General features: G+C 53.1%; 17 protein-coding genes. All 17 read left to right on the top strand.

Annotated features, from left to right (window positions below; all coding sequences use genetic code 11):
* The first annotated feature begins 11 nt into the window (after positions 1-11).
* The 17 genes from V4U88_RS16915 to V4U88_RS16995 all read left to right on the top strand — a co-directional run bounded on the left by V4U88_RS16915 (position 12) and on the right by V4U88_RS16995 (position 25,242).
* Entirely contained in the window at positions 12-5,858 is a 5,847-nt protein-coding gene (locus V4U88_RS16915) for a sugar-binding protein (protein WP_334074433.1), read from the top strand.
* A 22-nt stretch (positions 5,859-5,880) separates the two neighbouring features.
* Positions 5,881-10,200, top strand: a complete 4,320-nt coding sequence (locus V4U88_RS16920) for a CARDB domain-containing protein (RefSeq protein WP_334074434.1) — start codon at positions 5,881-5,883, stop codon at positions 10,198-10,200.
* A gap of 78 nt (positions 10,201-10,278) precedes the next feature.
* Positions 10,279-10,836: a cohesin domain-containing protein gene (locus tag V4U88_RS16925; RefSeq protein ID WP_334074435.1), complete on the top strand. Its 558-nt coding sequence runs from the start codon at positions 10,279-10,281 to the stop codon at positions 10,834-10,836.
* A 4-nt stretch (positions 10,837-10,840) separates the two neighbouring features.
* Complete coding sequence (locus V4U88_RS16930; RefSeq protein ID WP_334074657.1) at positions 10,841-11,899, top strand: glycoside hydrolase family 88/105 protein; 1,059 nt, start codon at positions 10,841-10,843, stop codon at positions 11,897-11,899.
* 280 nt (positions 11,900-12,179) lie between these two features.
* Positions 12,180-12,608, top strand: a complete 429-nt coding sequence (locus V4U88_RS16935) for a GNAT family N-acetyltransferase (RefSeq protein WP_334074436.1) — start codon at positions 12,180-12,182, stop codon at positions 12,606-12,608.
* Between the two features lie 104 nt (positions 12,609-12,712).
* Positions 12,713-13,561: a hypothetical protein gene (locus V4U88_RS16940; protein ID WP_334074437.1), complete on the top strand. Its 849-nt coding sequence runs from the start codon at positions 12,713-12,715 to the stop codon at positions 13,559-13,561.
* Positions 13,558-13,689: a hypothetical protein gene (locus V4U88_RS16945; protein ID WP_334074438.1), complete on the top strand. Its 132-nt coding sequence runs from the start codon at positions 13,558-13,560 to the stop codon at positions 13,687-13,689. Before V4U88_RS16940 ends, V4U88_RS16945 begins: the two co-directional genes overlap by 4 nt.
* A 50-nt stretch (positions 13,690-13,739) precedes the next feature.
* Positions 13,740-14,666 (top strand): hypothetical protein, encoded by a 927-nt coding sequence (locus V4U88_RS16950; RefSeq protein WP_334074439.1) that lies wholly within the window; start codon positions 13,740-13,742, stop codon positions 14,664-14,666.
* Entirely contained in the window at positions 14,614-15,012 is a 399-nt protein-coding gene (locus tag V4U88_RS16955) for a VanZ family protein (protein WP_416367256.1), read from the top strand. The genes V4U88_RS16950 and V4U88_RS16955 overlap by 53 nt, the downstream gene beginning before the upstream one ends.
* Before the next feature lie 132 nt (positions 15,013-15,144).
* A complete protein-coding gene (locus tag V4U88_RS16960; RefSeq protein ID WP_334074440.1) occupies positions 15,145-15,954 on the top strand; it encodes a DUF2785 domain-containing protein in 810 nt (269 codons plus the stop codon).
* Positions 15,955-16,538: 584 nt separating this feature from the next.
* A complete protein-coding gene (locus V4U88_RS16965) occupies positions 16,539-20,213 on the top strand; it encodes a nitrate reductase subunit alpha (RefSeq protein WP_334074441.1) in 3,675 nt (1,224 codons plus the stop codon).
* Positions 20,203-21,747, top strand: a complete 1,545-nt coding sequence (gene narH, locus V4U88_RS16970) for a nitrate reductase subunit beta (RefSeq protein ID WP_334074442.1) — start codon at positions 20,203-20,205, stop codon at positions 21,745-21,747. The genes V4U88_RS16965 and narH overlap by 11 nt, the downstream gene beginning before the upstream one ends.
* Positions 21,740-22,300 (top strand): nitrate reductase molybdenum cofactor assembly chaperone, encoded by a 561-nt coding sequence (gene narJ / locus V4U88_RS16975; RefSeq protein WP_334074443.1) that lies wholly within the window; start codon positions 21,740-21,742, stop codon positions 22,298-22,300. The genes narH and narJ overlap by 8 nt, the downstream gene beginning before the upstream one ends.
* Entirely contained in the window at positions 22,297-22,995 is a 699-nt protein-coding gene (narI, locus tag V4U88_RS16980; protein WP_334074444.1) for a respiratory nitrate reductase subunit gamma, read from the top strand. The genes narJ and narI overlap by 4 nt, the downstream gene beginning before the upstream one ends.
* Positions 22,996-23,027: 32 nt before the next feature.
* Positions 23,028-23,489: a GAF domain-containing protein gene (locus tag V4U88_RS16985; RefSeq protein ID WP_334074445.1), complete on the top strand. Its 462-nt coding sequence runs from the start codon at positions 23,028-23,030 to the stop codon at positions 23,487-23,489.
* Positions 23,486-24,598 (top strand): sensor histidine kinase, encoded by a 1,113-nt coding sequence (locus V4U88_RS16990; protein ID WP_334074446.1) that lies wholly within the window; start codon positions 23,486-23,488, stop codon positions 24,596-24,598. Before V4U88_RS16985 ends, V4U88_RS16990 begins: the two co-directional genes overlap by 4 nt.
* Complete coding sequence (locus V4U88_RS16995) at positions 24,595-25,242, top strand: response regulator transcription factor (protein ID WP_148457564.1); 648 nt, start codon at positions 24,595-24,597, stop codon at positions 25,240-25,242. Before V4U88_RS16990 ends, V4U88_RS16995 begins: the two co-directional genes overlap by 4 nt.
* Position 25,243 lies beyond the last annotated feature (1 nt).

Here is a 25,243-nt window from a genome sequence, read left to right on the forward strand (position 1 = left end):
AGAATCGGGAAATGACGGACAGAACCCTGAAGCGTGCAATTTCCCTGGTTATGATCGTGGTTTTATGGTGCACCTCCTTGCCGCTGTCGGTATCCGCGGAGGAATCGGCCATCCGGATCATCCACGAACCGCTTACGGCCGTTCAGGCAAGCGAAGGCGCGCGGGTTACCGCAACGATTCTCTCCTCCTTGCCGGTCACGGCTTCACTGCATTACCGATATGGTCACGGAGAGGACGGCGGGGAGTTTGTCAGCGTGCCTATGGCAGGGAACGAGAGCCGGGTGTTTACGGCAGCGGTCCCGCCGACTCCCTCCGCCGAACATCAAACGCTTCATTATTACATTGAGGCGGTGGATACGGCAGGAAACCGGCAAGCGACCGGTTATCACGATACTTTTACGGATCAAGATTTCACGAATGAGCATTGGACCCAAACCCCCGAACAGTGGTCGGTCGTCGGCGATGAGGAGTACCCCGTTATGAAAGCGGTTGCTCCGAATACGCGGAACTTTCTGACCGGGATCGACACCGGCGGATGGCGCGACTATGACGTGGAATTTATGGGGAAGTACTCCTCACGGACGGACGGACGCGGCGAGTTCTTCTTTCGCTCGAACGAAGAAGGGGACTTCTATTCCATCGAAGCGCTGTTTTCCCAAAGCTCGGAAACCGTTACGCTGAAATTGCACTATTGGGACAATACCGTGTACCAGCGAAACCTGACCGCCAACCGAACGGCCTTCTACGATCCGGCGGAGTGGAATCATTACCGCATTCAAGTGCGGGGCGATACGTTTACACTGTTCGTTAACGGAGAGCCGGCCATCTCCGCCACCGATCCCGCCAACCGTTATCCGGCCGGAGGAATCGGGTTCCGTTCGCAGGGCGTGAACATGATGGTTGCCGACGTTGCGGTCACGCACCCGGTCAAGGTAAGCGGCCTTGGACAACTGGCGATTTCGCATACGCCGGCCGGTGAGGCCCAGTACAACGCGGATGTGCCGGTCGTTTTTCAAGTAGCGGATACAACTGCTCCGGTCACGGCGGCCGTTTATTACCGCTACGGGAACGATTCTGCCGAGCAAAGCCTCTCCGCAAGACAGGAGACGGAGAAGACGTTTACGATGCTTGTGCCGGGATCGAACCGTTCCGAGGCGGTGTCTTACTTTATTACGGCCCAGGATGACGAGGGACGAACGGCGAGATTTCCGGAATCAGGGGTGGTGACCGTCCCGATCGGAAAACTTGAGCCGTACGCCAGTGATTTTGAAAACGTACAGGTTGGCGCGGTGCCGGAAGGCTGGAACGTCAGAGGCGACGCGAAGGTTGCGCAGCTTGCTACCGGAGAGAAGGTGCTGCGCCTGAACGGCAGGGTGGGACAAATTTTCCCGACGGCGACGTTATCGGCACCCATGTATCAAAACATCGACAACTTTATCATCAAGTTTCGCGCCAAGTACGAACGAACCAGCAACCAGGATTACAATGTATGGCGACTGCGCTACCGCATGGACGATGATAACAACAACTATGCCATGGAGTGGGGTACGCATAATTGGCGGTACTTCCTTATGAGAAAAACCGAGCTGGGGGGAAATTATTACCTCGGCACGTATAACGAGTCTCTGGAAAACCGCTGGGTGGACTATGAACTCCGCGTATCGGGCATTACGCACGAACTTTATATCAACGGAGCGAAAGTGATTTCCGTGGACGACTTCGATCAACTCCGGATGGAGAAGGGAAGGATTCAATTCGGTACCGTCTACGGCATCGACTTGATGATCGATGCGGTTGAAGTCTTGCCGTTGAAACCGTCGCATATTTATAACGTAGAGCCGGCGGGAAATTTTACGGGCATTTACGGACCCGATGAACAAGCGGGCATCCACTTGCATTTGGCCGGAGGATCGGAAGAGCATACGTATAAGGTGGGATATACGGTGTACCGGGCGGACGGAGATCGGGCGCTGGTCACTTCCGGAGAAAAGGAATATCCGCTGGACGCGTACGGATTGGCGGATGAAGCGATATATTTCGACTTGCCGTCCCATTTGATCGGTACTTACGATGTCCAGGTGAATCTTGCGATCGACGGCGTACCGATGGATCAAATGACCAAGCGGATGAGAATGGCGATCATGCGCGAGATCCCGGAAAAAGGTGAACCCGATCTCGATATGGCATCGAAATTCGGGTTTAACACGCATTATGACTTGAATTGGCGTGACGATCTCATGGATGCGGTGCGCAAGACGGGGGCAAAGCATCACCGGAGCGGGCTGAATCTGTCCGAAATTTTTACCGGACGTTATGATTCCTCGGGCAATCCGGTGTTTGACTACAGCAAGGTTGACGCTTATTTGTCCAAAATCAACAGCTTCGGGTTGAACCATATTCCCGTGTTCGGTTTTATTCAAGATACGAAGAAGGCGGCTTCTTACGAAGGATTGCAGTTGGTTGAGGATTTCATCTATGAAAGCGTCGACAGATATCAAGGAAAGATCCGAAACTATGAGACGCCCAATGAACCGGAGTTATTTACGAAACCTTATATTCCGTATGAAGTGGTCCAACAGTGGAAACGGGCCTATATCGCGGCAAAAGCCGCCGATTTGGATTCGGTGATCATTGCGGGCGACCATACGTCAAGCGTAAGAAGTGTGCTTCCGGAGGAACTGAGCTTGGGCGCTTACAATTATGCCGATGCATTTTCGTGGCATCCCTACGTATACAACGCGATGCCGGACGGAGCCATCGAAGCGTTTGTCGATGATATCGGGGCCATGATCGACGAATACGGAGGGTGGAAGGATTATTACCTGACCGAAGGAGGATGGCCGACCGCGAAAGGCGGTTATCCGAACGTCTCGGAGGAAGTTCAGCGGGATTACATCGTCCGCGCTTTTTTGATCTACCTGACCCGGCCCGAGGTGCGCGCTTGGGAATATTACAACTTTAAGAACGACGGTACCGATGAAAATTATTACGAAGTGTTTTGGGGCATTACGGATGTGAACGGACGTCCGAAGCTGGCCTATCCGGCCGTGGGCAACATGATGACGACGCTGGACCAAGCCGAATACGTCGGCCGCATCGACACGGGAGACAACCGGGAGCGGGCGTATGTGTTTCTGAAGGACGGCGAGCCGATCGTGGTCGCTTGGCGCTCCGTTGACCATAAGGACAATCCCGCGGAAGTTCCGCCAACCTCGGTAATCCGGCTGAATTCCGATCGGGACACCGTTACGGTGCGGGACATCAACGGGGTTGAACGGATCGAGCATGTCAACGGTGACAGCCTGGGAATCACGGTTTCCAGTTCCCCGGTTTACGTGATGAACCCGGGGGAAGGGGTGCTTCTCCAGGCCGCGGCGCAGGCGGTTGAAGATAGCCATCTGGCGGTGTCGGCGGATATCGCGAAACTGGAAACGCCGGATAATGCATCGGTCCTTGACGGCTTGATGCAGCAGCTGGAGACGATCAAGTCCGGCTTGTCGGCGGCATTTACCTCGGCGGATCCCTCCGTGAGAGCAAATCAGACGGAGCAAGGAATTCGCGATATCTATGGTCTGATGAGCGGCATGGCCGACGAGGTTCAAGCCGGCCGGTTGGACCGGACCAAGACGTTTGCGGCTTTGGAATCTCTTTATTATTATGCCGAGTCGGTTTCGAAGGCGTTGATTTATTTGAAGGCGTCGTCGGGAGCGGGGGGCGGCACGCCAGCTTACAAGGAAAGACTGGAAAACGCAAACCAAGCTTATACGGCGGCCAAAGGGGAGGACAATCTGCTGCCGGTTTCCACCGCGGCACTGATGCGCGCGAACCGGTACGGGCGATTGGCGGAAGAACACGCTTCGCGCGGGAATGCGGCCGAAAGCGATGTGTACGGACTGCTTGCCCACGAATTTGCGGGTACGGTCCAACAGATTATCGCCGCCGATAAGCCCGTCTACGTCGGGGTGTGGCTGAACGTAACGCCCATCCAAATGACGGGCGAAGCCGGCAGTCCGAGCGCGATTACGGGCACGGTAGCCAACGATACGGCACAGGAGCAGCAAGTGAAGGTCCGTTTCCAAGTTCCGGAAGGCTGGGACGCCATCCCCGAGCTGACGGCGGACATCGGTCCTCATGAAGTTTTCGAATTCGATTTTCCTCTTTCGGTACCGTTTGGCGCCGCAGCCGGCGCGTACGAGCCGATGGTCATCGTTGAAAGAGCGGGCGAACCGGTCGACGCGGCCAAGCTTGATTTCCGGGTCGAAGATACGGTCCAGGCCGAGATTTTGCCCGTGAGCGAAGATGTTCGCGATCTGGAGAGCATTACCGTTCAAATCAAAGGCACATCGAATTCCCCGAAAAGCGGCAAAGTCAAAGTGCTTGCCCCGGACGGAAAAGAGCTACGGCCGCTGTCCGGCGATACGTTCGAGAATTTGGCCAAGAACCAATCGGTGACGATGCAATTTGAGTGGAACTACAGGACAAAGTCCGATTATCACGAATACATCAACGAGCTGATCATTACCGAACCGGACGGCCAGCGTATTCTCTTGCGCGAGCAGGTACCGCTCGACTTTCTGCTTGTGCGGTTCAGCCCGCAGCCCCCTGTCATCGATGGGAACCTTGACGATTGGAAGACCGCCTACCCGGTGCACCTGCGCGGGGCGAAGCGGAATCAGAACGGGCGGTACGATCCGGCAAATCTGGACGCGAAGGCCTTTGGGATGTGGGATGACGGCAATTTGTACCTCGCGGTGGAGGTCAAGGACAACATTCACAAAAGTTCGGAAGACGCTCCTAATCTATGGAAAAACGATTCCCTGCAGGTCGCCTTTGATCCGCTGCGGGACAGTACGGCTTCCTATAACAACGACGATATGGAGTGGGGATTTGCGCGCCATGACGATGGACGCCACCTGGCGAATATTTTCTTCTCCCGTTCGCCGAATCCGAACGGAAATGTCAGTGACGGGCTTCCGTACCGCATAACCCGCGATGAAGCGGCGAAAACGACCTATTACGAAACGGCGCTGCCGGCCAGTATGATCCATCACCTTGCTTTGGCCGAGGGCACTGAGATCGGTTATAATCTTGCGGTGAACGATGCCGACTATCAGATGGGCCGGGATAATTTCATCCAATGGACGAAGGGGTTGGCGGACGGCAAAAATCCCGGCGCTTATGACGCCTTCACGCTGGTGAAACCTGAGGACGGCCATGAGACGCCGGAGGGAGAAGCGAAAATCAAGCTGAAAGCGGACAAAAGCATTGTGGAAGTCGGCGAGGAGACGGTGTTGACCGTCTCGGCCGAGGAGGCAAGCGACCTGTACGGCATGGAGCTGGAAATCAATTATGATTCAACCTTGTTCGAGTTCAAGTCGATGGAATTGATGGAGCCTTTCCGGGAAGGCGGCGATCACGGCGATGGCTTCCTGATGCATTCCGATCTCGGAGGCAAGCTGCGCATTGCCGCCAGCCGGTTGGGCGGGGTGCGGGGAATCGATGGCGATGCGGACTTGCTGCGGATTGTGTTTGCGGCGCGGCAGCAGGATGGCCGCACGACCCTGGCCACGGATCAGGTTGCCGTCTCCAACAGTATGGCTGGTGTTTCAACCGGTTCCGACGACGCCTATCCGCTTTCGGTGGCGGATTCCTTTGCCATTACGGGATCTGAGCCGCGTTCCAGTGCGCTTGTGGCGATCGCCAAAGCGTTCGGCGCCAGGGATGGTGAGGCAAACTATGCTCCGAATCTGGATATGAACAAGGATGGAGGCGTCGATATTATCGACCTCGCCTATGTCGCTATCCGTATTCTCCAGGCGAAGAAGTTTGCTGCCTTTCCGACGGAAGCCGCCCTTTAAAAGGATGATGAGGAGGAGAAGTATGAAAATAAGCAAATGCTGGTCTATTCTGCTCGTCATAACGCTTTTGTTTACTATTTGCCCCATTCCGCCCGGTCAGGCAGCAGCCGCTTCCGAAAACGCCGCTTTAGCTGCCGGTTTGGTAACGCAGGACGCTGAACGTATTTTGCTGGAGGAGGATGTCCCGATGGAGAGCGTTTCGAAAGAAAATACCCCGGGAGATAACGTCCCGGATCAAAATGTCCCGGAAGAGAATAGCGGTATTGAACCCGGGGAATTGGAGGTATCTGCGGCCGCGGCGACGCCGGGCAAGGAATTGGCCCGTGGCAAATCGATCACCGCGTCTTCCCAGGTTTCCTCCAGCGGCCGGGTCGCCGTCAACGCGAACGATGGCGACCTTTCCACGCAATGGGAATCGGCGGCAAAACCTGCGTCGATTACGATCGACCTGGAATCGGTTTATCCCGTCGCAGGCGTGGCCATGAGCCTGGGTCCGAATTGGACGGCGCGAACGCAATCGATTGCCGTGGAAGGAAGCCGGGACGGCGAGACATACATGACGCTTGTTCCCGAAGGGAATTATTCGTTCCAAAAAGACCCGAAGCACCGCGTCGAATTGGAGTTCGCTTCCGCGGATTTGCGGTATGTCCGGTTCACCGGAACGTCCAACTCCAATCCGAACGGCATTCAATTTGCCGAGCTGGAAGTGTACCAGGATCCGAATCATATTCCGCCGGAGTTGCCCGACCTTTCGGTATCCTCGGTTCACCTGGCTCCATCCGCACCCGAACCGGGAGATGAAGTCACATTCAGCGCGGAGATCCGGAATGATGGAACGGGGACCCTGACGGACTCGGACATTCGGGTGGGATTCACTTTAAATCCTGTCGTCAATGATACGACGGTAACCGATGCGGTTTATGCCGGGAGTCTGGGACCGGGCGATACGGTAACCGTGACGGGAACGACAACCTGGACGGCTTCCTTGGGCACTTACGCCTTACAAGCCGAGGTGAGCGCGGAGATACAGGAAACTGACGACCGGAACAATGCGAAAATGGACTATTTTGCCGTGCGCCAGCCGGCTGCGGAGCGGACCGAGTTTGAAGAACGGGCAGAGTATGTTCTGCTAACTCTCGCCACGAGCGAACCTACGCAGGCGGACCGTACGCTGTGGGTGAAGGAAGCCGTTTTCCACGCCCAGGCGAGGTTTGCGCTCGGCGTTGATGTCGAACAGGGATTGGAATATATCGCCAGCATCAACAATAATCCCGCCGGCGCGTCCATGTTTTTTTATACCGCCAATATCGACACCTATTTAAAATACGGCCACCTCTACCCGGTATCGCTCAGAGAGAAAGTAAAAGCGAATATGCTTGCCGCCGACTATTCCAATAATGGAAGCACGGAGAATCATTTTCTCAAATTCCGGACGGCCGGCTATCTGGTAGCCCAAACCTGGCCGGATTGGAGCCAGGCGCAGGCGACGAAAGCGTTCGCCGAACGGGATATCAGCGATATGCTGGAGCGGTTCGTGAAGTATGGCATGAAGGAATACGACTCCACAACGTATTGGGCGCTCTATGTCGAATGCTTGCTGATGCTGCATGATCTGGCCGATGATCCGCAAATGAAGCAAAAAGCCAAAATGGCGCTCGATTGGATAATCGCCAATACGGCCGCAGATTGGCTGGACGGGTATTGGGTATCATCCACGGTTCGCGATTATATGGGGATGAGCCCCAAACTCGGCGCGGCCGGAACGACTATGGCCTGGCTGTATCTTGGCGGAGAAGAGCGGCCGCGTCTCCTTAAAAATGAACTCAATTATCCGGAGGGGATGTATTCCGTAGTTGCGGCTGTCTCATCTTACCGCGTGCCGGAATTGATTCGAGCGGCGGCGGCCGAACGGGGCGAGCCTTATACAAATCTCGAAAGTCATGATCAGTATCCATCGAGCAAGCTGAACTGGCCGCACGGGTATCGAAAGACCACCTACATCGCGGAACATTACGGTGTAGCGAGCCAATTTGACGGCTACGGTACCTTGGGGTGGTCGGATCAACTGCGCCGGTGGTTCGTCAGATGGAAGTCTGAGGACGCTTTCAGCACTTTTTATGTATCTCATCCGAAAAACGGTGCGCTACAGTCAGGGGCCACGCCATACGAGCAGGTGCTTCAACATGGAGGAACGCTGCTGGCCGTGACCCAAATTCCGGCGGGCGATCCGAAGCCATATATCGCCGGGCCGCTGCCGTCCGGCGTGATCGATACGGTCGAGGATTCAAGCGGCTGGATCTTTGCGCATGAAGGCAATGTGCTGCTGGCGGTCAAAATCATGAAGCCTTACAGCTGGACCGAAGAGTCGGTCGGGCCGCTGGCCATCCCCGTTCTTCGCAGCGAAGGCCTGAAGAATGCGGTGATCGTGGAGACGGCCGACCCGGGGGATTATGCGGAAGCGGGGGATGACGGCAAGACGGCGGATGAACGGCGGGCTAGCGAACTCGCACGTTTCATGGAAGCGATCAAATCCGGCACGAGGGTGGAGGCCGCCCGGTTGGATGAAGCGAATCCCACCGTCGTTTATCATTCGCTTGCCGGAGATACATTAAGCTTAACCTTCAACGGCGAACGGAGCGTTAACGGGGAATCCGTCGATTATACATCGTGGCCGCTCATCGATAATCCGTATATGCATCAGGAAGTGGGGAGCCCGATTCTTAGGTTGATGCATGACGGGGAGACCGTCGAATATGATTTTGACAACTGGACCATCCAGGGCCCAACCGGGGAGCCCGACTTGTCCGTGACCGGCGCTGGGACCGAACCGGAAATTCCAAAGGCCGGCCAAGAGCTCACCTTCAAGGCGGCGGTTCGCAACGCCGGGTTGTCAAGCTTGCCGGGAGGCTTTGAGGTGGTGTTCAGCTTGAATGGCGATCCCGTTTCGACGATCGCTCATCCAAGTGCGCTCGCCGCAGGCGAGACCGTTACGGTGTCCAGCGAACCCTGGACCTTTGAGGAAGAAGGCTCTTACTCGTTATCCGTCTCGGTACGCGCTATAGGCTGGCAGGAGCAAAATCAGAGCAACAATCGATTCGACCGCCCGATTGAGGTGGGCGGAGCGCTGCGCGAGCTGTTCGCGGATGATTTCGAAAGAGATATCGTCACGAACTGGGATAGCGGCGGAAGCGTCGGCAGTTGGTCACAAGTGAGCGATCCTTCGATCGGATCCAAGGTGATGAAGGGAACGAGCACGGCGACCAACGGAAATCCGGTCCGTAAAGTGGCGAAGTCCACGGCTTGGGCCGATTATGAGCGAACGAACCGGGATTATGACTTTTCATTCAAAGCCAGGTATTTGACCGGTGTTACCAGCGGCGGTTCCGGCGAGCAGATGCGAGCCCTGGTTCGATTCGCCAACGTTCAGGCTTATTCCTTTTTTGAATTTAGCGCCCGCGCCAACGAGGTTTCCTTCTGGAAATATACTTCCGAACAAGGCTTTGTCAATTTGTCCGGGCCGGTATCGATCGCCGCCAAGCTTCCCGATTTCGATTTCAACAAATACAACGATTATAAAATTCGAGCGAAGGGCGATGTCATTTCCTTGTCGATCAATGGCCAACTGATAATGGAAACGAAACAGATTTCGGACATCACGGGCGGTTCGGTTGGCTTTATGAACCGAAATTCGGAATTGTGGATCGACCAAGTGCGCGTTCAAACGATTGAAGACGAGGTTCCGGGACCCGGCGATCCGACTTCATTCGACTTTGACTTAGTTCAAGCCGCACCCGGCCAAAACGGAGAAATTGAGGTCGTTCTTAAGGCTTCGCAGGCATCGGACCTGTACGGATTTGTCTTCGATATGAACTATGATCGGGAGAAACTGAAGCTTGCCCGCGCCGAGGCCGATGACGAGTTCGGAGAACATGCCTACGTGACATTCCAAGAAAGAGCGGACAGGGTGAGAATCGTCGGGACCCGAACCGCTCTGGACGGAGAATCGGGGGTGGACGGCGATGCTCGATTGCTGAGGCTCGTTTTCAATCGGCTGGAACCATTAAGTGAATTTGAACTAACGCTGTTGAAAGGTTCCGACTATTCCGACAGCACAGGGAAGCGAACGATTCTTGAAACCCCGATTCGCAAGACCCTCCCGGTCCTCACGGCCGACGTTAACGGGGATGGGAAGGTTGGCATTGACGACCTGGTGTTGGTCGCAAAAGCTTTCGGCGCGAGAAGAGGAGACGAAGGCTACAAGGCGGCATGCGACGTCAATCGGGACGGCGTCATCGACATTGAGGATCTCAGTTACGTAGCGCTTCAATTAATGCAGTCCTAATAAACCTGATAAGAATTCTCCTGCGGTATTCGGAGGAAATAGCGGAAGCCGCAGGGGGATTTTCAAGGAGGAAGCCGTATGAGGGAACTGAAGAATGGGCTGGCGTGCATAACGATATTGGCGGCATGTTTCGCCTTGGCCGCAAATCCCGTTCAGGCCGAAGAACGGACGAAAAGTCAAATCGAACTGTTTTTGCAAGACCAGAATGCTGTGTTGAAGCGGGGCTCCTTCGTGGACATATCCGTCAAGAGCCAGGATGTTCCGGGGTTGTTCGGTATCCAATTCGAGCTTGTCTACGATCCGGATTTACTTGAATTACGCGGCAAGGACAGCGTGGAAATCTCCGAACCTTTCCAGGCTTGGGTGATCAAGAACGATCCGGAAGCAGGGCGAATCCAGGTCGCAGCTACGAGAAAGTCGCTGCCTGCGGACGCGGCGGAAGACCTTCCGCTGGCTAAGTTCCGCTTCCGTACGTTGACCGGCGGAAACGCGGAGGTTTCTCTGCAGGAGATCAAAGCCGTCGATGCGGTCCCGCGGGAAATTCAGTTGAGTTCCGCCGAGGAACCTGTCGTAGAAATTTCGATCAAAGATCCCGCCGCAAATGTCGGAAAAGACCGGCGGGAGGGGGGGAGTTAGGTTGGTGACCTCAATCGAGCCGGTATACCGCTACATGATGCATAGTCCGGAAGAAGAATGGGGGGACCACCCATGGCGGGACTGGGCCATGAATGTCCACCGTTGGGACTGGAATCCCGGCGTGGCGATCATTACGGCGATGGAATATTTTAAGGAGACGGATCACCGTGAGGTTCTGCACGATATCCTCTCCTGGACCAGACAAAATGAGCGTCCGTTCCTTGGCGAAAGCATGGTGATCAATTCAGTGGCGCCGTTTGCGGTCTACCCGGACTTATATCGCATCACCGCCGATGAATCTTACAGGCGTACGGCCATGGAAGTCGGCCATTGGCTTATCGAAAGCGCTCCGCGAACGAAGGAAGGCGCGTTCGAGCATACAGTGACCGAAGGAGACGAGTTCCGCGAGCAGGTATGGGCCGACACCGTATTTATGGCGGTCGTGTTCCTGGCGAGATTAGCCGGCTTGCTTCAGGATAAAAAATATGCGCAGGAAGCCGTCGAGCAGCTTTCGGTTCATTACCGCTTGCTGCAGGATGCCGAAACAAACATGCTTTTCCACGGGTATAACTGCGCTTTAAATTCTCACATGTCGGCCGCGAGGTGGACCCGGGCCAACGCCTGGGTGGCGCTGGGAACGCCGCTGATTTACCGCGAGGTCCATGGCTTGTGCGATGTTCCCGGGGAAATTGGAACCCGTTACCGGGCGATGATGAACGCCATACGCGCGGTTCAACGCGACGACGGGCTGTGGCCGACCGTGCTTGACCGCCCGGATTACGTTCCCGAAACATCGGGAAGCGCCGGAATCGCCTGCGGAATGATCCATGGCATTCGGGAAGGACTGCTGGACGATTCGTACCGGGAAAGCGCACTGAACGGGGCGGCAGGTGTCCGGGCACAAATCCGCGCGAACGGAAGCGTGTCGGGAGTATCGGGAGGAACCCCCGTGCTGGCTTCGGTCGAGGATTACAATAGGGTTCCGGTTTTCCCTGCGTTATACGGGCAAGGGCTTGCACTGATGCTGCTTACCGCGCTGCAAGATCTCCATGTACAGTCTTGAATTCCGCCGCTCTCTGAACTGGCTGGTCAATATTAGTTTATACTTGTTTACTACCCTCTATATCGTTTGAGAGATGCTATACTTGTATAAGCAGATGAAATGACGACCACAAATGGATGTCGAAACATGCAACCGCCCGTGAGGGCGGTTTTTCTTCAAAACTCAAAACCACATTATGGTATTACATAACTAGCGTTGGATTAAACCTGACATGGTGCTGACCATTATGGGATTTAATAGTAATATTGGCGATTTATTGCCGGTCTGTGAGGGATGGACGATGAAAAAAGAGTACCGGGTGATTAGAAGAACCCCTACGTTAGCGGAGTATAAAGCGATTTGTTCCGCGGTAGGGTGGGCCGATGTTATGAATTTCGAGGCCGCGGATGGCTCGTTAAAGAACTCGTTATTCGGTGTTGTCGTCCAACACCAGAATGAAATTGTCGGTATGGGAAGGATTGTCGGAGACGGATGCGTTTATTTTTACATTCAGGACATCGCGGTGATCCCGGAACATCAAAGCCAGGGGGTCGGCCGTCTGATTATGGGAGCCATTACCGGGTATTTGGAGAAGAACGCGCCGGAAAAATCATTTGTCGGGCTGTTTTCGGCTGAAGGTAAAGAAACATTTTACAGAAAGTACGGGTTCCAAAACCATCAAGGGATGACCGGCATGTTCGGCGTGATTCGTGAAGGGGAAATCAAATAGTTTCCGAAAAGTTTTTACTTTTAATGGAACAAAGCCATTTCGTAATACGTTAATACTATTGGGTAATTTATATGATGAATTGACGCAGAGGAGGATTTACTTCAATGAATCGAGCAGTAGGACTGCTTAGCGCTTCGCTCTTGCTTCTGGCCCTGATCGGATGCGGAGGTCATGAAGGGCAAGCGGGCGCCCCCGGAACAGAAGATGCGGTCGGCCAGCAGCAGGAAAAACCGCTGTCTCCAGAGCCAGAGAACAATCAGGCCGAGAAAAGCGACGCCGTCCCGGAAAAGGTCGGAGAGAATGCTGCGGAATATGATGCACCCGATTTGAAAATCCAGCAGGAGACGCAGGAGGGCAAGGTCGTTTGGACAGCGGGTACTGTCAAATTGGTCATCGAAAACACTCCGGATGAAGTCAAGGAACTGAACGTGGAAGCTAACCGAAAGACTTATTCGCTTAAGCCGGAGCGTGAACCAAGCTCGGTCGAAGCCATGGCTTTATCCGCAAACGGTAAGTTTTTGGCGGTAGATCTCTTTCAGAACAATGTTGGCCATGAGGTCCTCGTCATCAATCTGGAGAACGGAAGCCAAGTCCATCTCAACCAACTAGCCTCCGGTAAAAAAGAGGGTGTTGAAACGATCCACGCCTACAACTGGTCGCCGGATGGAAGCATTTTGGCCTACGCCTACGGCGATACAAGTTCCAGCAGCATTGCGGCATACGATTTTGAAAAAGAAACCGCACTGAATTTGGCGAAAGATGCCCCTTATATTACGACAGCTTATATTTTGTGGAGTACTGACGGTGAAGTGATCGACGTCATCAGTGAACAGCCTTCGGACCAATTTAAATTGCATCGCTATTCCGTAAGTGGCGGAACGGTTGAAGAGGTTGCGGACGTAAAACGAGAAGAACTTGCGCAATACAATAGGTACAGACCAAGCGCCCCATGAGAAAAATCGGTCTCCTTGTCCTATTGGGCTACACGTTGCTTATCAGCTACTGGATGCTGCTCGGATTCGGGAGAGTTCCCCAATTCGAGTATTTGTTTAATTTGAAGCCTGACGGCCACCGCCAGTAATTCGCATTGTGAAGCGAAAAATTCATTTATTGAAAATGGAGTGATTTGTCTTGAAAAAGGTTATTGTTTTTGTATTTTTCTTCGTACTTACTTTTCAATCCTGGGCGATTGCTGACGCTGCTAATCGTATATCCGTTAACGGGGTGATGTTTAATGATGATAATGGGAATATCAAAGCTATATACAAAGATGACAAAGGTCAACAAAAGGATCTCACTGCAAAGGCGAAATCCTATAAAGATGTTATCCAACCTATTCCTAATGAGACGATTAATACAAAGCCAAAAACGAATCAAAATGAAACAAAGGTAGATTTATCACTTTATTATTCACCAGACAAAGAGGCGGTAAAAAAAGTTACCTCTAATAAAATTACTTGGAAAGAAAATAAGGTTACATTTATAGCAAATAAGAAAAAGGACAGTATCAGTACGTTAAATTTTATTAATAAGGATAAAAATTTCAAGATCAAAATAGATCCAAAACCTGATGATATTTTTTCGTTATCTTTATCTTCAACAAAGCAGTATGTTGCTGTTGCTCTAAAGTATGGCTATGGTAATAAGTTGATGCTTCTTAACCTTTCTAGTGGAAAATATTTTATATTAAATGATTTGTTGAAGTCTAATAACAAAGGAACAGTTGAAAGTATCAGTGCGAATAATTGGTCGCCAGATGGAAAGAAAATTGCTTTTAGATATGGAGATACCTCTACAAGTAAATTGGCTATTTATGATGTCGAAAAAAATACATTTTCTTATCCTCCAATACGAGAAGATTATTTAGGGGTTTATCGTATTATGTGGTATAAAGATGGAAAATGTTTTGATTATATATCCGACTTCCCAGATAATCCTGCTTTAAAATTATATAGATATACTTTAAATGATAATAGTATAACAACCGTTAGCAGTATTACTGAGAATGAGTTATCAAATATGGATAAATTGGGTCCGACTCTGCTTTCAGTTAATTAATTTTTCTTTATACAATGAACGACAGAATACAATGAACGACAGAATAATGAACTCAGCCCTTCTACATACAGATGATTCTACTCCTAAAATCTGGATGATAAACTTGGTTGGAAATATCGGGGTTTTTGTACCCTACGGCTTGCTGCTTCCCCTCCTCCTGAAAGGCGGGAAACTGCTCAAATCATGGATTGTATTTTTGGGTGGCATCTTCGTTCTCGAATCCTTGCAGTTGCTGACCAGAAGGGGAAGCTGGGATATCGATGATTTTATATTGAACACAGTCGGCTTCCTGCTTGGCTATGGTTTATACCGTACTTACCCCAAATCCAAGGGGTGTTCGGAATAGGGTTGTTTTACAGAGAAGTTGGATAACAGGGGGCGCCGCTAGAAACCCACGCTCTTCAATGAAACGGTGGAGGCTTGGACCCGGGATAAGCGGCTGCCGGGCGGTCTTTTGCCGATGGTATAGGAGGATGAGATGGATTTAAAGCAACTACTGAAAGATATTAGAGAGCGTGATTATAAAATCCCCGAGGGAGTAGACGCAGAGCTGTTGGTACAGGAGATGCTGTGTGAAATCGGCTCCATCGATTCCGAGCTACGGGACGATCTTATTTATTTTACTTTTTATCAATGGATTCAAAGGAATGCATTAAGTCCGGAAACTAAGAGAAATATGCTGTATACAAGTCTCGACGACAACCACTTGTTCCGCGGATTGGGTAGTTCGTGCGAGGACACGGTGTTTACCCGCTCCTTTTCTGTACTGATTTCTCCTCTTATTCTGGAGTGCAATTTTTCCCGGCCATTTTTAACGGAAGAAGATATTCGCCATGTCTTTAATCAGATGTGCCGCTATTTTAGAGGGGAAAGCGATTTGAGAGGATACGTTGAGCATAAAGGTTGGGCACATGCGGTCGCTCATACTTCCGATGCTTTTGAAACCCTTGTAAAGTGTCAAGGCATAACGAAAGACGATCATCTGGCGATCATGGATCTGATTCTTGAAAAGGCTCAGGTAAATACGCACTACTATGTGGATGGTGAAGATGAAAGGATGGCGGAAGTCATAAATACGATCATCCAAAGAAATCTGTTGGGCGATGATCCGATTGTGGCCTGGGTGCAAAAAGCAACGAAGTTCAAGACGATCGGAAAGTATCCCGAAGATAGCATCGTTCGAGGAAATGTCCGGAATCTTTTGAGAAGCGTCTATTTTAATACGATGAGGTTGAACAAAGACTCCAAAATTCCGGAAGCGATAGTTCATGCCTTGGGTCCAATATAAAAGGGGAGCGCCCCATGATGTTTCATATGGATTCATTCGTTTGAGCCCATCCGATTTAGCAGCGCCCGCGGGGCGGGTGTTTTGGTGCACTTATTGTTCGTGAGACAAGCCGCTGATTGTAGAGTTTATACACGTTCGGACTCTAACGGAACTAATAGCCGCTATTTGGCGATAGATCACCGTTTCGATATTTTAACGGAAGTGATAGCCGCTATTTGCGTTCATTCCCACCCAAAAGACCGATTTTTAACCAAATAGCGGCTGCTGCGTCCGTTAGGTTTCCAAATCGGCCTTGAAGCGCGAAATAGCAGCTATTGCGTCCGTTAGAAATCCGGCGGAGGGGCGCGCGACTTCAAACGGACCCGGTAAATTCCCTATACACAACAGGTCAAAAAGCCTCGACAAAGATCACTCTTTTCGAGGTTTTTTTGCGTCGTTTTTGTGAACAGGGTTTTTACCCGGATCATCAGGGATTTCCCTTATGTGAAGTAAAGCGCAGCCCTTTCATAATGGGATTAGAAGAATGAACGCTGATGGATTCCCCTCCAAATGATTCATTCTGGACGAAGGAGTGATCACTTCACATGAAGAGAAGAACAGGCTTGAGATTTTTTAAACCGACGGAAAGCTATTCGGGAAACTGGTCGATTCTTGAGGAAAAAAGCCGGGAATGGGAGAACATGTACCGCGGCCGCTGGTCGCATGACAAAGTCGTTCGTACCACGCACGGCGTGAACTGTACCGGATCCTGCAGCTGGAAGGTCTTTGTGAAGAACGGGATCATCACGTGGGAAAACCAACAGATCGACTATCCGTCCTGCGGTCCCGATATGCCGGAATTTGAACCCCGCGGATGCCCGCGCGGCGCTTCGTTCTCCTGGTACGAGTACAGCCCGCTCCGCGTGAAATACCCTTATATGCGCGGCCGTCTGCTGCGTTTGTGGACGGAAGCTTTAGCCAAGCATCAGGACCCGGTGAAAGCCTGGGCCAGCATCGTGGAAAATCCGGAAACATCGAAATCATACAAACAAGCCCGCGGAAAGGGCGGCCATGTCCGCGTAACCTGGGATTTGGCCTCTGAGATGATCTCCGCGCAATTGATTTATACCATCAAAAAATACGGTCCCGACCGCATCGCCGGCTTTACCCCAATTCCGGCCATGTCGATGATCAGCTATGCTTCGGGGGCGCGGTTCATTTCTTTGCTGGGCGGTGAAATGCTTAGCTTCTATGACTGGTATGCGGACCTGCCGCCGGCCTCTCCGCAAATTTGGGGCGAGCAAACCGATGTGCCGGAATCGTCGGATTGGTACAACTCCGGCTACCTGATGATGTGGGGCTCGAATGTCCCCTTAACGCGGACGCCGGATGCGCACTTCATGACGGAAGTACGTTATAAAGGGACGAAGGTCGTGTCCGTCGCGCCGGACCATGCGGAGAACGTGAAATTCGCCGACAACTGGCTCGCTCCGCATCCGGGGACGGATGCCGCGTTGGCGCAAGCGATGACGCATGTCATCCTGGACGAATTCTACGTGAAGCGCCAGGAACCGATGTTCCTGAACTATGCTAAGCAGTACACCGATATGCCGTTCCTGATTATGTTGGAGCCGCACGAAGACAAACATAAAGCGGGACGCTTCCTGCGGGCGAGCGATCTTGGCGATACCTCGGAGCATGCGGAGTGGAAGCCCGTCATCCTGGACGAAGCGGCTAACGAGATTCTGGTGCCGAACGGAACGATGGGCCAACGCTGGGAAAAAGAAGTGAAATGGAATCTGATCCTGGAGCGCGAGGACGGCACGAAGATCGAACCGGCCTTGTCCGTGGAGCCGCATGGGGCGGAATGGACGGAAATCGTCTTCCCGTTCTTTGATCACGCCGGCAACGGGACGTTTAACCGGACGATTCCGGTGAAAAAAGTGACTCTCGCCGATGGCTCCACCCGTCTGGTTGCCACGGTATACGACCTGATGCTCAGCCAATATGGCGTGCAGCGGACCGGCAGCAAACTGGCTGCGGCTGGATATGACGATGCCGCTTCCCATTACACACCCGCCTGGCAGGAGAATGTGACGGGCGTGAAGGCTTCGCTGGTGGTGCAAATCGCCCGCGAGTTCGCCCAGAACGCCGTGGACACCGGCGGCAGATCGATGATCATCATGGGCGCCGGCATCAACCACTGGTTCAATAGCGACACGATTTACCGGTCGATTTTGAACCTGGTCATTTTGACCGCGTCCCAAGGGGTCAACGGGGGCGGCTGGGCCCATTATGTCGGCCAGGAGAAATGCCGCCCGATCGAAGGCTGGTCCTCGATCGCGTTCGCCCGGGACTGGCAGGCGCCGCCGCGGCTGCAGAACGCGACATCGTTCTTCTATTTCGCCACGGATCAGTGGAAATACGAAGAGATGAGCAATGCGTCGCTGAAATCACCGACCGGCGGGCCGATCGATTACACGCATCCTGCGGATTACAACGTACTGGCCGCAAGGCTCGGCTGGCTGCCGTCTTATCCGCAGTTCAACAAGAGCAGCCTGGCCTTTGCGGAAGAGGCCGCGGCCAAAGGGCTCACGGACAACGCCGACATTATCCGGCATGCCTACGAGCAGGTCGTCTCCGGCGAAACGAAGTTCGCCGTCGAGGATCCGGATGCGCCGGAGAACTTCCCGCGGACCCTGTTCGTATGGCGCTCGAACCTGATCTCCAGTTCCGCGAAAGGGCAGGAGTTCTTCATGAAGCATCTGCTCGGCACGAGCAACGGGCTGTTGTCCACGCCGAACGAGGAGGAGAAACCGCAGGAAATCGTCTGGCGGGACGAAGTGGAAGGCAAGCTGGATCTGCTCGTCGCTCTCGACTTCCGGATGACCGCGACCCCGATGTACGCGGACGTCGTACTCCCGGCGGCCACCTGGTACGAGAAGGTCGATATTTCGTCCACGGATATGCATCCGTTCGTACATCCGTTCAACCCGGCTATCGACCCGCTGTGGGAATCGAGATCCGACTGGGACATTTACCGGTCGTTGGCCTATACGTTCTCGGAGATGGCCGAGACGCATTTGCCGGGGGTTTACAAGGATGTCGTCTCTTCCCCGCTCGGTCATGATTCCGCGGCCGAAATCTCCCAGCCGTACGGCTTGGTGAAGGATTGGAAGAAGGGCGAAGTCGAACCGGTTCTCGGCAAAACGATGCCCGGCTTCACGGTGGTTGAGCGCGATTATACGCAAATCTTCAATAAATACGTCACCCTCGGACCGAACCTGGAGAACGGCAAAGTCGGAGCGCATGGCGTTTCCTTCTCCGTGAAGGAAGAGTATGAGGAATTGAAGAAGATCAATGGCGCGTATTTTGACGATACGATCAAAAACGGCCGGCCGAAGCTGCACACGGCCCGGCACGCAGCGAACGCGGTACTGCATATTTCGTCCGCGACGAACGGCCGGGTCTCGCAGCGGGCCTGGGAGGCCGCCGAGCAGGATACGGGCGTGGAACTCAAAGATATTTCCGCGGACCGGGCGGCCGAGAAAATCACGTTCGCCAGCATCACCGCGCAGCCGCGGGAAGTCATTCCGACGCCGGTGTTCAGCGGCTCCAACAAATCGGGCAAACGTTACTCGCCGTTCACGACAAATATCGAGCGTCTGGTACCGTTCCGCACGCTGACGGGACGCCAGCATTTTTATCTGGACCACGAGATCTTTATGCAGTATGGCGAATCGCTGCCGGTTTATAAACCGACGCTGCCGCCGATGGTGTTCGGCCCTCGCGACCAACAGGTAACCGGCGGCAAGGATACGCTGGTGCTGAGATATTTGACGCCGCACGGCAAATGGAACATTCACAGTACCTATCAGGATAACCAGCACATGTTGACCTTGTTCCGCGGCGGACCGACCGTCTGGATCAGCCGGGAGGACGCGGAAGCGCATCAGATCAACGATAACGATTGGCTGGAAGTATACAACCGCAACGGCGTCGTGACGGCCAGAGCCGTGGTGAGCCACAGAATGCCGAAAGGCACGATGTTCATGTATCATGCCCAGGATAAGCATATTAACGTTCCGGGCTCTTCCATCACCAAAGAGCGGGGCGGCAGCCACAATGCGCCGACGCGGATTCATCTCAAGCCGACACAGCTGGTCGGCGGCTACGCGCAGCTCAGTTACGGCTTCAACTACTACGGACCGATCGGTAACCAGCGGGACGTATACGTAGCCGTTCGCAAAATGAAGGAGGTCGACTGGCTTGAAGATTAAAGCGCAAATCGCCATGGTAATGAACCTGGACAAATGTATCGGCTGCCATACCTGCAGCGTCACCTGCAAAAGCACCTGGACGAATCGGGAAGGTGCGGAATACATGTGGTTCAACAACGTAGAGACCAAGCCGGGCATCGGCTATCCGAAGCGTTGGGAAGACCAGGAACATTACAAGGGTGGATGGACCCTGCGCAAAGGCAAGCTGGAGCTGAAATCCGGCAGCAAATTGTCCAAAATCGCGCTGGGGAAAATCTTTTACAATCCCGACATGCCGGAAATGAAGGATTATTACGAGCCCTGGACCTATGACTATGCCAAATTGACGAACTCCGGCGAGAAGAAGCATCAGCCAGTAGCCCGCCCGAAATCCGCGGTGAGCGGGGAGACGATGGAGCTCGACTGGGGGCCCAACTGGGAGGATGATCTTGCCGGCGGCCATATTACCGGACCGAAGGATCCTAATATTGAAAAGATCGAAGAAGAGATCAAATTCAATTTTGAACAATCATTCATGATGTATCTGCCTCGCCTTTGCGAGCACTGCCTGAACCCGAGCTGTGTGGCTTCGTGCCCGTCGGGCGCCATGTACAAACGGGATGAGGACGGCATCGTGCTTGTGGACCAGGAAGCCTGCCGGGGCTGGCGCTACTGCATGACGGGATGTCCGTACAAAAAAGTATATTTCAACTGGAAGACCAACAAGGCGGAAAAATGCACCTTCTGCTTCCCGCGGATCGAAGCCGGATTGCCAACGGTATGCTCGGAAACTTGCACCGGGCGCATCCGCTACCTCGGCGTCCTGCTGTATGACGCCGACCGTGTACAGGATGCGGCGTCCATGCCGGACGAGAAGGATCTGTACCGGGCGCAGTGCGATTTGTTCCTGGACCCGCACGATCCGAAAGTGATCGAGCAGGCCCGGAAAGACGGGCTCGCCGAGGAGTGGATCGAAGCGGCGCAAAACTCGCCGGTTTACAAATTGGCGATTGAATACAAGCTGGCGTTCCCGCTGCACCCGGAATACCGTACCTTGCCGATGGTGTGGTACGTACCGCCGCTTAGCCCGATCATGAGCCATTTTGAAGGCAAAGATTCGATCCAGAACCCGGACATGATTTTCCCGGCGATCGAGGAAATGAGAACGCCGATTCAGTACTTGGCCAACATGCTTACGGCCGGGGATACCCAAGCTGTCAAGGAAGCATTGCAGCGGATGGCGATGATGCGTTCCTATAAACGGGCGGAATTCTCGAAACAGCCTTTGGAAGAGAGCCGGTTGGCCCGCGTCGGCTTGACCGCCCGGCAAATCGAGGAGATGTACCGGCTGCTTGCCATCGCCAAGTACGAAGACCGTTTCGTTATTCCGACATCGCATAAAGAAGGATATATGGATCCTTACCGTGCTCAAGGGATGGAGGGGTTCGGCGGCATGAACTGCGACGGATGCGGACCGGCATCGCCACGGGCGGAAGCCAAGAGCGGCAAGGAGCTGTATGAGGAGAACTTCTACGGGGGGATCTGGCGTGATTGATCTGGTCAAGTTAAACGACTATAAAGAAGCCTTCGGCTATTTTGCCCGGCAGTTGGCTTATCCCGAGAAACAAAGTATGCAAAATCTGACGATGGATGGGGACGTTCCCCCAGCCATCGCTCAATTGCTGAAGACATACCGTGAGAAAATGGAGCAGCTCAGTATGGAGGAAATCGAAGAGAGGTACGTACAAACGTTCGATTTTCAAAAAACGACGACGCTCTATATGACTTTTTATAAGTATGAAGACTCCCGCGAACGGGGGAATATGATGACCGCGCTGAAGGCGATCTATGAGATGTTCGGTCTGGAAATCGCGGATAGTGAGCTTCCCGATTATTTGCCCTTGATGTGCGAATTCCTCTATGCCGCAGAATGGGGGGGCCACGAGAAAGCCGAACTCGGCGTCAATACGCTGCTCAGCGTCCTGGAAGACGGCACGTATTCCCTGATGAACGCGCTGGAGAAAAGCGAAAGCCCCTATTTTTACCTGGTCAAAGCGTTAAGGGAAACGTTCAAATGCTGTTTACGGAAGGAGGCGCTGGAATCATGAATTGGCTCGATCACTTTATCTGGGTCATCTTTCCGTATCTAAGCGTCGCGGTTTTTGTGGTGGGTCATATTTTCAGGTACCGTTATGATCAGTTTAACTGGACGGCCAAATCGAGCGAGTTTATCGAGAAAAAGCAGCTGATGGTCGGCAGCCTTTTATTTCACATCGGTATCCTCCCCGTCATTATGGGGCATATCGCCGGTCTGGGGATTCCCAAAGAATGGATGGAGTCGCTGGGCGTTAACGAACATTTGTATCATATCGGAGCGGTTTATGTCGGCGGATTATTTGGAGTAATCACTTTGGTGGGGATGCTGCTCTTGACCGCCCGACGGCTAACCAAACGTACAATCCGTCAACTAAGTACCACCTCGGATCTGATTGTCAACGTCATGCTGCTGTTCATCGTTTTTATGGGGGTGTTCTCCACTTTGGTGACCACGAATGTGCAGCCGGAGTTTGATTACCGGGAGACAATCTCCGTCTGGTTCCGCAATCTGTTCCTGTTTCAACCGGACGCCGCGCTCATGAGCGAGGTTCCGCTTTCGTTCAAAATGCATGTGGTGGCCGGCTTCCTGATTTTCGCGTTCTGGCCGTTCAGCCGGCTGGTTCATGTTTGGAGCGTACCCTTGAATTATGTCCGCAGAAGCTATATCCTTTATAGGAAACATCGTCAGCAGAGCGTACGCCGCTAACTTGTTCAGGAATAATGTTAGGAGATAGAGATATGCGCCAAACCTCCGGTCAATACCAAACGATCATCGATCAATTGAGAGGGAAGATGGGCTATGATTTCGTTTCGCTTGCTTTTGCCGAGTCCGAGGCGGACGGTTTTGTCATTACTTGGCAGTTTGCCTCCGGTAATTTGAATAACCGGTATAAACGGATTGTGCTTCAGTCAGGCAAAGGTATCGCCGGAATTGTGTTTAAAACGGGGAAGCCGATGTTGGTGGAGAATGTTGCGGATGAGCTGAATCCGGGGGATTTGTTCAATTATCCGATTCTGATTTCCGAGCGGCTGAGCAGCCTTGCCGCAATCCCCTTATACCGGTTTGAGCGGGTGGAAGGCGTTCTGCTTGCGGGTTACCGGGAGAGCGGACGGTTTACGAGAGAAGGATTGGAGCTGTTAAATGCACAGCTTCAGGGCCGGTTCGGTGATTTTGAAGTCAAGGAGATGTCCGTACTATGAATCGGCAGATCGCGGAAATACCATCCGAACTTTTAGGAAACATGTACCGAAACAGCCCGGAAGCCGTGCTGTTCTTCGATGCCGGGAACCGTATTTTTGCCATGAACCCGGCCGCCGAGCGCATGTTTAATCCCCGAATGATGAACCGGCTGTCCTCTGGCGGCAACAACGACTTCTGTTTTTCCTGCCGCGGTTATACGAGCGAGGAGGAGCTGATGTCCTGCCTCAACTGCTACTTGTCCAGTCCGTCGAATGACTTTACATCTTTTCAGGTTTTTTTGGAAACGAAGGAGCGGGGGCTGCTCCCGTTCTCGGCCAGCTTTTTCCCTATCGACGAGGACACGGGGGTCCGGGTGCTGATGCTCCGGGATTTGACCAACCCGCTGATGACGCAAGCCAGTCTGAACCGGAATACGATGACGAAGAGCATCATCAAAGCCCAGGAGGATGAGCGTAAGCGGATTTCCCGCGAACTTCACGACAGCGTAGCTCAAGAACTGATCAGTTCCCTGGTGGATCTTCGGGTTCTCAAATACTTGAACGTGCAGGACGAAGCCTTGCAAAAGATCCAACAAACGGAGGCTTCCTTGACCCGTCTGCTGGATCAAATCCGCAACCTATCCGTCGAGCTCCGACCCGCGTCCCTGGACGATTTGGGGCTGGAGGCGGCATTCCGCTCCCATTTCAAATGGATCGAGAAAAATTACGGCGTTCTGGTCCGTTTTACGGCGGAATTGAACGGAACCCGGTTTAACAGCGAAATTGAAACGGTCGTTTACCGCATCTGCCAGGAATCCGTACTGAACGCGCTGAAATATGCGGATGTGGACGAGATCGCCGTACGGCTCTTTGAGCGCGAGGACAGCCTCGAATTGATCGTTAGGGACGAAGGCAGCGGGTTTGACGTGAATTCCCGGGATCCGAAGGGGACCGGGCTCGGCCTGTACGGGATGAAAGAGCGGACCGAGCTGGTGAATGGGGAATTAACGATCACTTCCGAGCCCGGTAAAGGCACCGCCGTGCATTTGCGGATTCCTATGGGAAAGGCCACTTCGGACCAGCCGTCCGGAGGTTCCGGTGAAAGCTATCGACGGGGGGATGAGGAATGAGAATTGTCATCGCGGATGACCACGCAGTTGTCAGAAGCGGGTTTGAAATGATCATCAATTTCCAGGAAGACATGGAAGTTGTCGCTACGGCGGCGGATGGAATTGAGGCCTATCAGATGGTCGCCAAGCACCGGCCGGATATCCTGCTGATGGACCTCAGCATGCCCCCCGGTGAGAGCGGCTTGATCGCAACCGGCAAAATCAACGAAGACTTTCCGGATACGAAAATCCTCATCCTGACCATGTACGATGATGAGGAGTATTTGTTTCATGTGCTCAAGAACGGAGCCAGGGGGTATGTGCTCAAGAACTCGCCGGATGAGCAGCTCGTCACGGCGATCCGGATGGTGCACCAAGGCGGAACGTATATCCATCCCAAGCTCGCCACCTCGCTGGTTCGGGAATTCATTAACAAGGATCACGGCGTGGATGAGAGTAATCCCTACCAGGTGCTGTCCACGCGGGAAATCGAGATCCTCCCTTTGGTGGCCAAGGGTTACGGCAACAAGGAAATTGCGGAAATGCTCCATATTTCCGTGAAAACCGTTGAAGCCCACAAAGCCAAACTAATGGACAAATTGAACCTAAAAACAAGGCCGGAACTGGTGGAATACGCTTTGAAGAAGAAATTGCTTGATTTTTGAC

The sequence above is a fragment of the Paenibacillus sp. A14 genome, from assembly GCF_036864815.1.
Taxonomy (GTDB): Bacteria; Bacillota; Bacilli; order Paenibacillales; family Paenibacillaceae; genus Fontibacillus; species Fontibacillus sanfengchensis.

Excerpts from the sequence above, each read along its gene's own strand:
- V4U88_RS16920 (WP_334074434.1), top strand. The coding sequence starts at position 5,881 with ATGAAAATAAGCAAATGCTGGTCTATTCTGCTCGTCATAACGCTTTTG.
- V4U88_RS16995 (WP_148457564.1), top strand. The coding sequence starts at position 24,595 with ATGAGAATTGTCATCGCGGATGACCACGCAGTTGTCAGAAGCGGGTTT.
- V4U88_RS16960 (WP_334074440.1), top strand. The coding sequence starts at position 15,145 with ATGGATTTAAAGCAACTACTGAAAGATATTAGAGAGCGTGATTATAAA.
- V4U88_RS16985 (WP_334074445.1), top strand. The coding sequence starts at position 23,028 with ATGCGCCAAACCTCCGGTCAATACCAAACGATCATCGATCAATTGAGA.
- narI (WP_334074444.1), top strand. The coding sequence starts at position 22,297 with ATGAATTGGCTCGATCACTTTATCTGGGTCATCTTTCCGTATCTAAGC.
- V4U88_RS16940 (WP_334074437.1), top strand. The coding sequence starts at position 12,713 with ATGAATCGAGCAGTAGGACTGCTTAGCGCTTCGCTCTTGCTTCTGGCC.
- V4U88_RS16965 (WP_334074441.1), top strand. The coding sequence starts at position 16,539 with ATGAAGAGAAGAACAGGCTTGAGATTTTTTAAACCGACGGAAAGCTAT.
- V4U88_RS16925 (WP_334074435.1), top strand. The coding sequence starts at position 10,279 with ATGAGGGAACTGAAGAATGGGCTGGCGTGCATAACGATATTGGCGGCA.
- V4U88_RS16935 (WP_334074436.1), top strand. The coding sequence starts at position 12,180 with ATGAAAAAAGAGTACCGGGTGATTAGAAGAACCCCTACGTTAGCGGAG.
- V4U88_RS16990 (WP_334074446.1), top strand. The coding sequence starts at position 23,486 with ATGAATCGGCAGATCGCGGAAATACCATCCGAACTTTTAGGAAACATG.
- V4U88_RS16955 (WP_416367256.1), top strand. The coding sequence starts at position 14,614 with ATGAGTTATCAAATATGGATAAATTGGGTCCGACTCTGCTTTCAGTTA.
- V4U88_RS16945 (WP_334074438.1), top strand. The coding sequence starts at position 13,558 with ATGAGAAAAATCGGTCTCCTTGTCCTATTGGGCTACACGTTGCTTATC.
- V4U88_RS16915 (WP_334074433.1), top strand. The coding sequence starts at position 12 with ATGACGGACAGAACCCTGAAGCGTGCAATTTCCCTGGTTATGATCGTG.